Consider the following 10,524-nt stretch of genomic DNA (forward strand, 5'->3'; position numbering starts at 1 on the left):
AAATATACCGCATTTATGCGGATTACAGCGTTTCGCAAACGCCTATTAAATATTAAAGATGAAAGGAATGAAAACATTGTCTAGGATATTACTGATAGAAGATGATAAGGATATAAGTGAAATGGTTACTGAATATTTAACCGGTGCTCTGTATGAGGTTACACAGGTCTATGATGGAGAATCGGCAGTTGGTGAATTTAGAAAACATCCTTATGACCTGGTTCTTCTGGATTTGATGATTCCAAAAATCAGCGGTATGAGAGTTATGAAAAAAATAAGAGAAAAAGATGTGACCCCTATTATTATAATAACAGCCAGGGACAGTGATATGGATAAAGCAGTTGGTCTGGGTCTTGGAGCAGACGATTATTTGACAAAACCATTTTCCCTGGTCGAGCTTTCAGCGAGAATCAAGGCAAATATAAGGCGTGCCACAAAATATGTAAAAAAACAGCAGGAGGACAAGAATGAGGTTATCTATGTGAAGGATCTGGAGATAAATATAGATAAACATTCTGTTATTAAAAAGGGAAAGCAGCTGGATTTAACCAATAAGGAATTTGAAATTTTAAAACTCCTTGCTTCCAATTTGGGGAGAGTTTTTTCCAAGGAACAGATTTATAATCAGGTTTGGAAAGAGCCTTATTATGGAGACGAAAATGTCATAAATGTACATATGCGGAGGCTGCGCAGTAAATTATCCCAGAGTAAGAGTGATTTCCAATATATCAAGACCCTGTGGGGAATTGGATATAAAATGGAGGAATATTAAAATGACCATATTTTTAGGTTCTTTGATTTTCGTTTTTGCAGCAGCTTATATATTGGAACACAGGAAATACAGGCTTCAGTCAAGACAAATTGAGTATATATCCCATAAAATAGATTCTATTGTCAAAGACGAAACAGGTGAATCCATTTTGATTTCTACAGAAGATAAAGCTATAAGGTCCATTGCCTCCAGTATCAATGGGCTGCTGGACTACAGCAATCACAGTAAAAGAGCATATGTAAACTCCAGAATTTCCATGATGAGAATGATGTCCAATATTTCCCACGATTTAAAGACTCCCCTGACTACTTTGAAAGGGTATGCCGAGATGCTCAGGCTCAGACTGAAGGATGACAGGATGGTTATAAAAGTTGATTCACGAATTGACGAAATTCTGCAGCTGATAAATAAATTTTTTGATCTTGCCAAACTGGAATCCGGAGACAAGGCACTCAATATTGCAAATGTAAATGTATGTGAAATATGCAGAGAGAATATGTTTGAATTCTATGACATACTTTCTGAAAGAAAATTTCAGGTGAACATAGATATACCAGAAAAGCCTGTTTATGCAAGGGCTGATGGGGAAGCACTGAATCGTGTCTTGAAAAATATAATTGACAATGCCGTAAGATATGGAAGTGCCGGCAAGTACATAGGTATAAAAGTAGGCAGCTGTGAAGATACAGTTTGTATTGAAATTGAGGATCACGGCAGGGGAATTCCCAAAAGTGACAGGGGAAATGTTTTTGAGAGGATGTATACGCTGGAAGATTCAAGGAGCAGGGATTATCAGGGAAGCGGATTGGGCCTTGCCATATCCAGGGAGCTTGTTGAACATATGAATGGAAGAATCGAACTGGACAGTATTCCAAATAAAAGGACGTTGTTTGACATAATACTGCCAAAGAAATGACGGCTTAAGAAAAAAGTAAGGTTTATGACAGAAAAAAGACAGCTCAATTTGGTATAGTAGTATGCAGAAAGGAGGAGTTTACTTGGATTATACACTAAAAATAGGTGGACTCACCAAGACATATGGGGGCAGGACGGTGGTGAACGGCGCCAATATGAATGTAAGAAAGGGTGAGATCTATGGATTTCTGGGTCCCAATGGTGCAGGTAAGAGCACTGTGCTCAAAATGATTCTCAACCTGGTAAAGCCGGATAAGGGTAATATAATCATTTTTGGGGAAGAAGTGAAGGAGGATAATTTTGAAATTTTAAAAAGAATAGGTTCCATTATAGAAAATCCCTATTTTTATGACAAATTGACAGGAAGGGAAAATCTTGAACTTCACTGTGAATACATGGGATATCACAATGGGGAGAGAATAGATGAAGTTTTGAATTTAGTTGACCTGTATGATGCTGATGGCAGGGCGGTTTGCAATTATTCTCTGGGAATGAAGCAGAGACTGGCCGTTGCAAGGGCCATACTTACAAAACCCGAATTCCTCATACTGGATGAACCAATCAATGGCCTGGATCCAGAAGGAATCAAGGAGATTCGTTCGCTTATAAAGGATTTGAACAGAGAATATGGAATGACAGTTCTTGTTTCAGGGCACATTCTTGCTGAAATGGAACTGATTGCAGATACAGTGGGAATTATAAGAAAAGGAAGGATTTTAAAGGAAGTGCCTCTTGAAGTAATTCACGAATACAATAAGGAATATATAGAATTGGAAGTAGACAATCTGAGCAGGACAGGATACCTGATTGAAGAAAGACTTGGAATTAAAAACTATAAAATAGTGTCTGAAAATAAAATGCGTGTATATGATTTGAGTAAAAGGCAGAGTACAATTTCAAAAATACTTGTGGAAAATGGTGTGGAATTGGAGAGCATTTATAGAAAAGAAGGTACCCTGGAGGAGTATTTTTTAAAACTGATGGAGGAGGACAGTTATGCTGCAGATAATTAAATTGGAAATAAAAAAATATAAGTTAAAAAAGTATATCAAGGGAGTATTTGCAGCTATTTTCTGTATAATGGCCTTCTTGACCATGTCATTTGTTGATAACAAGACAAGAACACCTAATGACCTGGATACCTGGCAAAGTGTGGTACTTATGGCAAACATTTTATCCACCTATGTATTTTTGATATTTTCTTCTGCACTGACGGCAAAGATTATTATAGGAGAGTATAAAGACAGGACAATTCTGGTGATGTTTTCCTATCCTGTAGACAGAAAAAAACTTATTATTGCAAAATTGATTATAGTTGTTGTGTTTGCCGTAGTGTGTATATTAATAAGTGATATGCTGTGTATATCCTATGCAGTGATTTTGGATTCTATTATAGATGTTGTTGCAGGGAATTTTAGTTTCAGTTATATTTCAGATGCATATCTCATATTTTTGGGGTTTATTTCTGCAGGAGGAGTCCTGGCGCTTTTGCCTTTTGCTGTTGGGATGAGGAAAAAATCAGTTCCTTCAACAGTCTTGACGGCAGTTGTGGTGAGTGCCTTGATGCAGCCTGTACTGGGAGGTAAATATGCAACACTGCGGGGTACGGTTGTTAAATTTATTGTTGTTGCTCTGGTTTCTTTTGGGGCGGCCGCTTATACCGTAATGAAGAAGATAAACAGTATAGACAGCATCAATGTATAATATATAAAGTTTTATAGAAGTAGTGAAAATGGGAATGACAGCTTTATTTTTTGGTAAAACTGTCATTTTTCACTATTCCTTTAAAAATAATTTTCAGTGCCTCGTCTATTGCCTCATGGGATTTCAATCGATTTTCCAATAGAAAATTGTAATCTGTAAACATGCCGCTTATTTTTTCAAGCATTTTTGACAACACACCGAAGTGAATGTCAGATTTGAAAATACCATCCTGCACTCCGTCTTTTAGAAGTTTTTGCAGGGCTTTCACCTTGAATTTGCGAAGCTCTTGTATATTTTCCCACTCGTCGGAATAGAATTGTCTTGTTTCTTTTAACAAGGGAATTGGCAATTTGTAGCAATGACTGGAATAGACAATGGAGTGTATTTTTTCCGGTATTGTTTGATTTCCAGCAAGTGCTTCCATTACGCTGTTTTTATCGCTTTCAATATATGATGTAAAGTAAGTATGAATAATTTCGTTCTTGCTTTTAAAATTTTTGTAAATTGTTTTTTTACTTATTTTCAATTGAGCTGCAACTTCATCCAAAGTGAATTTTTTTAAGCCATATCTGGCAATAAGCTGGGCAGCAGCATCCAGTATTTTTTCTTTCATATTGATTCCTCCAATGGTTTGCCTAGGCAAATTATTAAAAATCCTACAATTCCAACAGCTATTAAAATTAACCAGGTCAATGTTTCTGATATTCCCCAAAACCATCCTGTTACAACAGCTCCTACAAAATTACCTATATATTGAAATGAGTTGAAGATACCATTTGCCGTGCCGCGATATTTATCTACAACTAGATCATTTACATCTGAAGCTGCAACGGTGGCAAGGGTAATATAGCCGCACATGAAAATAGTTGTTCCTATTAAAAGAAAAATGTATGACGATTTTCTGAAATAGAAAATCAGTCCGAGAGACAAAATTAAAAAAGAACACATAAGTACTTGGTTGTTGAATCCCTTCCTGGTGTACTTGACAGTACTTTTCATAGCTAAAATGGCAATTACGATTGCAGGTACAAATACTTTCCACATTCCAGTTTCTCCTGTTACTTTATTGAGATAGATCGGTAGAGCATAGAAAACGGATACCATAATGAAATTATTTAAAAATGCTGCTATATTCATTATTATAAAATTCTTATCTATAAGTAAAGTATAAACTTGATTATTTTGAATGGATCTGTTTTTGTTTTTGCTTTTATTGTCTTTTAGAAAAAATAAGATATATAATTCATTTAAAGAAAGCAAAATTGCACAGAATAAGAACATCAGATTGACGGATATGATTTCACGCAGCAGCGGACCAATGGCAAAAGCCAGTGCTGCACCAGCCGAAATAAAAGCACCAAGCAGACCCATGGCACTAATGTGTTCTTTTTCATCAACCATACTTACAGTCCATGAATAGCCCACGCCGATTACTGCACCGCTTCCCTGCAGTGCCCGTGCGAAAATTAAAAGATTGATATTTTTGGAAATATACGCGATAAAAAGTCCGGCAGCAACTTGAGTGAGTCCTACCAGCATCATTTTTTTGTTTCCATATTCATCACTTAACACACCAAAGGGAATTTGGAAAATAGCTTGTGTAAGTCCAAATATACCTACGGCAAGTCCTGCTAGCACTGGAGTATACCCTTTAATGATTTACAGTAAGTAGAAATAAATGGCATTACAATAGTCATTGACATCTGCCTTAGGGCAAGTGCCAGACACAGCATAACGACAGCAATCCGTGTGTTGTCAATTAATTTATTACTTTTCAAAACATCCACCACATTTACCTCGGATTTTATAAAACTCAGGAAACTTAAAAAGCTTAATTAGTTTCCTGCAATTTATTATATCAGCATTGAATATAACAGTCAATGTATATCTAAAGACATAGGAGTTTGTTCACAAATCTGATATAATAATTGTGTGAAAGTAAGGTCTGTTTAACAGAAGCAGGAAAAGCATATTTTGTTGGACAAAATAATCTGTAGATTTGAATAGGAGGCCTGATATGGACTATAGAAATATTGATATAAATGCTGTAAAAACCTGGATGATTGGGAGAACTATAACAAGTATCATAATTTTTGCAATATATATTTTAATAAACCATCTGCTCATTGTTCCAAAATTTTATCATATATTCATGGTCAGGTATTTGATGAATATACTGGGATTTGTTATAGCTTTAATTTCTGTTTTGGATAGCTTTGTCCTGCCCTTTTTAGAATACCAGCAGTGGAAATATGGTATATTTGAAGATAAGATTGAACTGATAAAGGGAATTATAGTCAAGAAAAAGATGATCATTCCCATTTCTAGGATTCAGAATTTAAAGATAGAACAGGGGCCTATCCAGAGAATTTATAAAATAGCCTCCATAAATATAATAACTGCAGGCGGCTGTCATGTAATACCCGCTGTACCTGTTGAGGAGGCGGAAATAATTTCTGAAAGGCTTAAAAGGGTTGTAGAATTGGGAGAGAGAAATGTATAAAAAAGAGAGAAACCATATTTTGAAAATATTTTATGATATGGCAAAGCTGATTAAAGAATTTATAGGAATCATAGTTGCAGTGGGAGTATTGGTCAATAAAATAGGTATTGTGAGATCCGTACTTATAGGGGTTGTCCTGGCTGCTGCGGTCATCTTGTATGAGTTTTTGCTGTGGAGAAAAAACTTCTTCGCAGTGGGAGAAAACTTCATATATCATCAGGAAGGGGTTTTCAATGTAAAAAAAGTGGAAATTCCCTTTGAGAGAATTGATACCATAGATATTTCACAGAGACTTGCAGAAAGGATTTTTAAGGTGGCCACCATTAAAATCGATACGGGGGATACTTCAAATAGAGGCAGCGAATTGAAATTCACCTTAAAGAAAACTAGGGCTGAACAGTTGAGAGATATTCTATTAAAAAGGTCAGCTGTTGACAGCAAGGTCCAGGAGGAAAGGTCCTATACTGTAAAACCCAGAGAACTGATTATATATTCCCTTGTATCAAATTCAGTGCTAAAGGGGCTTGGGATGCTGCTTGTGGCCCAGCAGTTTTTTGATCAATATCTGAAAAATTTCATTCCTGTAGATACTTCCCTATATGTGGACGAACTTAGGAAAGAGGACATTTACCATGCCATATACACCGTATCACTTTTAGTATTGGCACTTTTATTCATCAGTGTATTTTTATCAATAATATATGTCCTTCTTAAATACTATGATTTTAAGGTATGGTCAGACGGAGATAAAATATATATTAAATACGGAGCTGTAAACAAAAAAAATTATAGCTTTGACAGGGAGAAAATAAAGGGAATTCATGTGAAACAGTCAATTTTAATGCAGCTTTTCGGCTTTTTTACAATGGAAATTGAAAGCATAGGGTATGGAGATGAAAAGGAGGAAAAAGCTATATTGTATCCAATGTGTACTCATTCTTTGAAAGATCAAATTATTGAAGGTATGCTGTGTGAGTTCAAATATAGCGGAAATACTGTAAAACCATATAATAGTGCAGATTTTAGATTTTTTTACAAGAAAGTTATTTTTTGGGCGGCCGTAGCTCTTGTATGTTTTTTTATAAAACCTCGATTTGTCATATTTACTTTGGTATTATTATTGTTTTTGCTGATTATGGGATATTTTGAATTTAGGAATACCGCTTTTGGAATTGATAGGAATTTGATTTATATGAGTTATCATGGATTCAATAAAACCCAATCCATATTGAAAATGACGGCAGTTCAATCGCTTACCTTGTCATATAGCTATTTCCAGCATAAAAAGGGGTTTTGTGATTACAGCATTATTTTGTATAGCTCAAATGCAGGTAAGGTCTTAAAAGTAAAAAATTTAAAGGACGATATTATAGGAGAAGCTTTTAAATAAACCTGAATATATAATAAAAATGTACAAGTTTTATAAAATTTGTACATTTTTATTACGGTTTTATTTCAGGCAAATTCTGGTTTTTTTCTTGTAAAAAAGAAAATAATGAGTCCCAGAATAAACCCTATAAGCATTGGTGCAACCCATCCCATACCGAGATTGAAAAATGGAATGTAATTTCCATAAAATTTCAAGATATGCTGTATTGCAGGTGTTGATTTAACTGCAGACGGCAGGGCGTTCATGCAGTCTGCTACACTTACAAAGAGAGTGAACAGTATGGTTGGTACATAAACGCACTGGCGATTTCTGAAAAATTGTGATAATAGGCCGAGTATAATTAAGGCAATTGCCAGTGGGTAAAGGAACATTAAAACGGGAATTGAAAGTAGAATTATCTGTGTCAACCCGACGTTAGCCACAAGACAAGCTATGATTGTGAATAGAATTACATAATTTCTGTAGCTGAGACTTTTTGGAAATAATTTATAAAATGTTTCGGAGCAAGCTGTTATAAGTCCTATTGCAGTTTTTAAACAAGCTACCGTTACAATTATTGCAAGTAAAATATTTCCCCAGGAATTAAAATAATAGCCTGCTACCTGGGCCAATGCAATTCCTCCGTTTTCTGAAACATGGAACTTCCCGACGCTTGTGGCACCTATGTAGGCTAGAAATCCATAGATTACACCCATTAAAACAATAGTTACTATTCCTGCCTTGATGGTACCAAATGCAATTCCCCTGGCACTTTTAACTCCGAGGTCTTTTAAGGTTTTTACGACTATAATGCCGAAAGCCAGGGAAGCCAGTGCGTCCATGGTGTTGTAACCTTCCAGAAATCCCTTGAAGAAAGGAGCATTTACGTAGTCATTCATAACTTTTGTATTGGATGCGGCACCCATAGGATGGATAATACTTGTAATTATCAAAATAGCAAGAAAAACCAGGAAAATAGGATTTAGAACTTTCCCAACCCAGGTGAGAATTTCATTTGGTCTTAGAGAAAAAAATAATGCTATTAGAAAAAAAATAATAGTAAATATGGCAAGTCCTAATTTGGCATATTGACCTGGGATAAAAGGAGCAAGTCCTATTTCATAAGAAACCGTTCCCGTTCTAGGTAGTGCAAAAAATGGTCCAATTGTAAGATAAAGCAATATTGTCATTATATAGCCGTATAAGGGATGAACTCTGCTTGCAAGATCAAATAAGCCCTCGCTTTTAGAAACACCTATGGCGACAACACCTAGGAAAGGAAGTCCAATTGCAGTTATAAGAAATCCGATAGTTGCTGCTGGTACATGGGCACCAGCTTCCTGTCCCATATGTACTGGAAATATTAAATTTCCTGCCCCAAAAAACAATCCGAACAACATAGATCCAACTATGATGTAGGATGATAAGGATAATTTTTTATCCAAATAAATCAGCCCCCTTTTGTAAAGTTAATAAATTTTTGCATTCTTTTTTTATTTAATTAAAAGAATGTACATCATTAATAATATCATATTTATTTTGGAATTCTTCTTACTGCACGCAATTTTTTATTTTCAAAAAAATTATTTTAATAATTAAATAATAAAAATTGAATATAATAAGTTTAATTGTAGTAAATTAAGATAATAAAAATTTAATATTCACTATATTTTGGCATATTTTTAAAGTATTTCTATAGTGTTGCCACTGCAATCAGAAAGTGTTAGTATCTAATTGATAATAAAATAACAAATGTTTTTATAGTGATCACGATAATATTTATTCAAGAAAGGGTGTTTTCATTATGGCAATGTTAAAATTATTAAGAGCTCCATTAAAATATATACAAGGGAAGGATTCACTGCTCAATTTTTATGAGGAAACCAAGAATTTAGGTTCTTCTTTTCTTTTTATCTGCAGTAACAGCGGATATAAAAACTGTCATGCTAAAATTGAGAAAAGTTTTGAGAATACAGGCAGCAAGCTGCATTTTGAAATTTTTGGCGGTATTAGTTCCAATAGTGAAATTGAAAAGATGAGAAAAATCGTAAGGGATGAACATGTGGAGGTAGTTGTAGGAGTTGGTGGAGGATCAGCTATTGATACTGCTAAAGCTACAGCTTATTATGAAAAATGTCCTGTAACGGTCGTGCCCACAGTAACGGCTACAGATGCACCTTGTACGGGGCTTTCTGTTATCTACAAGGATGATGGTACTTTTGACAAGTATTTATTTTATCCCAAAAACCCGGAAGCAGTTATAGTTGACAGCAAAGTCATAGCAAATGCACCCGTGAAATTTTTGGTGGCGGGTATGGGAGATGCACTTGGAACTTATTTTGAAGCCAGAGCCTGCAGTAGAACTGATTCCCCAAGCCTGGAAAATGGAGGAGTAACTTTGTCTGCTATGGCACTTTGCAAATTATGTTATGAGACATTGATGGAGTATGGTTATCAAGCTAAATTGTCCTGTGAGAAACATTTAATTACACCGGCTCTTGAAGCCGTCATAGAGGCAAACGTATATTTAAGCGGAGTTGGAGCCGACAATGGAGGACTTGCAGTTTCACATTCTGTGTACAATGGATTTACAGTTTTGGAAGAGTGCAAGAATACTATGCACGGGCCTCTAGTTGCATTTGGCACTATAGCACAGCTTATTTTGGAAAAGGCACCCAGAGAGGAATTGAAAAAAGTTATGGATTTTTGTTATAAAATTGGGCTGCCCATGACGTTGAAACAAATAGGTGTTACAGATGAGAAAAGAGTGAATATAGCAGCAGAAAAAGCCTGTGCGCAGGGAGAAACAGTCCATAACCTGGTAGGGGATGTAACTCCAGGTCAGCTTTATGATGCCATACTTACAGCAGATTTACTGGGACAGAAATATTTTAAATAGAAAGTTACAATAGGGATGTAAAGGGCGGCAGGTTTTATTGTAACATTTTATGGGTACCTTCCATACAATATAATTGGTAAATTATTTAGTCAGGAACAATAAATATAAGGAGGTTCCTAATGTATAGCAATGAATTTTTACGCTGTCCATATTTATACCCTATTGATGATGAATCCATGTGTCCGTTTTTGAATAGGCAGATGGGATACTATAATGCTTACGATGATGCTTATAGAAACATGGTTATGCCCCAGATGCCCGGTGTCAGATGGAGCAGATGGGAAGATCTGGGGGGCACACTTACTTCGGCACCTGCCGTTTCATCCTGGGCTCCCAACAGACTTGACACCTTTGTGAGAGGG

Annotated in this window: 11 protein-coding genes and 1 pseudogene; 8 read left to right on the forward strand and 4 right to left on the reverse strand. The window is 35.7% G+C overall.

From position 1 onward, the window contains the following. The first annotated feature begins 67 nt into the window (after positions 1 to 67). The 4 genes from AB8S09_RS15375 to AB8S09_RS15390 all read left to right on the forward strand — a co-directional run bounded on the left by AB8S09_RS15375 (position 68) and on the right by AB8S09_RS15390 (position 3,391). Positions 68 to 772 (forward strand): response regulator transcription factor, encoded by a 705-nt coding sequence (locus AB8S09_RS15375; protein ID WP_369869492.1) that lies wholly within the window; start codon positions 68 to 70, stop codon positions 770 to 772. A 1-nt stretch (position 773) separates the two neighbouring features. Next, positions 774 to 1,688 (forward strand): sensor histidine kinase, encoded by a 915-nt coding sequence (locus AB8S09_RS15380; protein WP_369869493.1) that lies wholly within the window; start codon positions 774 to 776, stop codon positions 1,686 to 1,688. Positions 1,689 to 1,770: 82 nt separating this feature from the next. Next, positions 1,771 to 2,700, forward strand: coding sequence for an ABC transporter ATP-binding protein (locus AB8S09_RS15385; RefSeq protein ID WP_369869494.1), 930 nt, complete (start codon positions 1,771 to 1,773; stop codon positions 2,698 to 2,700). Next, positions 2,684 to 3,391, forward strand: coding sequence for an ABC transporter permease (locus AB8S09_RS15390; protein WP_369869495.1), 708 nt, complete (start codon positions 2,684 to 2,686; stop codon positions 3,389 to 3,391). Before AB8S09_RS15385 ends, AB8S09_RS15390 begins: the two co-directional genes overlap by 17 nt. Positions 3,392 to 3,434: 43 nt before the next feature. Here AB8S09_RS15390 and AB8S09_RS15395 read toward each other — a convergent pair whose 3' ends face one another. From AB8S09_RS15395 to AB8S09_RS15405, 3 genes are read right to left on the reverse strand one after another with little or no spacing between them, the layout of a single operon-like run. Beyond that, on the reverse strand, positions 3,435 to 4,004 hold the full coding sequence (locus AB8S09_RS15395) for a TetR/AcrR family transcriptional regulator (RefSeq protein WP_369869496.1): 570 nt from the start codon (positions 4,002 to 4,004) through the stop codon (positions 3,435 to 3,437). After that, a complete protein-coding gene (locus AB8S09_RS15400) occupies positions 4,001 to 5,029 on the reverse strand; it encodes an MFS transporter (RefSeq protein ID WP_369869497.1) in 1,029 nt (342 codons plus the stop codon). Before AB8S09_RS15400 ends, AB8S09_RS15395 begins: the two co-directional genes overlap by 4 nt. Beyond that, complete coding sequence (locus AB8S09_RS15405) at positions 5,023 to 5,169, reverse strand: hypothetical protein (RefSeq protein WP_369869498.1); 147 nt, start codon at positions 5,167 to 5,169, stop codon at positions 5,023 to 5,025. The genes AB8S09_RS15400 and AB8S09_RS15405 overlap by 7 nt, the downstream gene beginning before the upstream one ends. A 239-nt stretch (positions 5,170 to 5,408) precedes the next feature. Here AB8S09_RS15405 and AB8S09_RS15410 point away from each other — a divergent pair, with 239 nt between their 5' ends. Beyond that, a complete protein-coding gene (locus AB8S09_RS15410) occupies positions 5,409 to 5,894 on the forward strand; it encodes a PH domain-containing protein (protein WP_369869499.1) in 486 nt (161 codons plus the stop codon). Further along, complete coding sequence (locus tag AB8S09_RS15415; protein ID WP_369869500.1) at positions 5,887 to 7,284, forward strand: PH domain-containing protein; 1,398 nt, start codon at positions 5,887 to 5,889, stop codon at positions 7,282 to 7,284. The genes AB8S09_RS15410 and AB8S09_RS15415 overlap by 8 nt, the downstream gene beginning before the upstream one ends. 65 nt (positions 7,285 to 7,349) lie before the next feature. Here the strand turns inward: AB8S09_RS15415 and brnQ are convergent, their stop codons facing one another. Then, on the reverse strand, positions 7,350 to 8,708 hold the full coding sequence (gene brnQ, locus AB8S09_RS15420; protein WP_369869501.1) for a branched-chain amino acid transport system II carrier protein: 1,359 nt from the start codon (positions 8,706 to 8,708) through the stop codon (positions 7,350 to 7,352). A 359-nt stretch (positions 8,709 to 9,067) separates the two neighbouring features. On the opposite strand from brnQ, the gene AB8S09_RS15425 reads away from it, so the two are divergent. After that, on the forward strand, positions 9,068 to 10,162 hold the full coding sequence (locus AB8S09_RS15425; RefSeq protein WP_369869502.1) for a glycerol dehydrogenase: 1,095 nt from the start codon (positions 9,068 to 9,070) through the stop codon (positions 10,160 to 10,162). A gap of 119 nt (positions 10,163 to 10,281) precedes the next feature. Further along, a pseudogene (locus tag AB8S09_RS15430) lies at positions 10,282 to 10,524 on the forward strand (PLL family lectin); the annotation flags it as partial.

Source organism: Clostridium lapidicellarium (assembly GCF_041224415.1).
Classification (GTDB): domain Bacteria; phylum Bacillota; class Clostridia; order Clostridiales; family Clostridiaceae; genus Clostridium_B; species Clostridium_B lapidicellarium.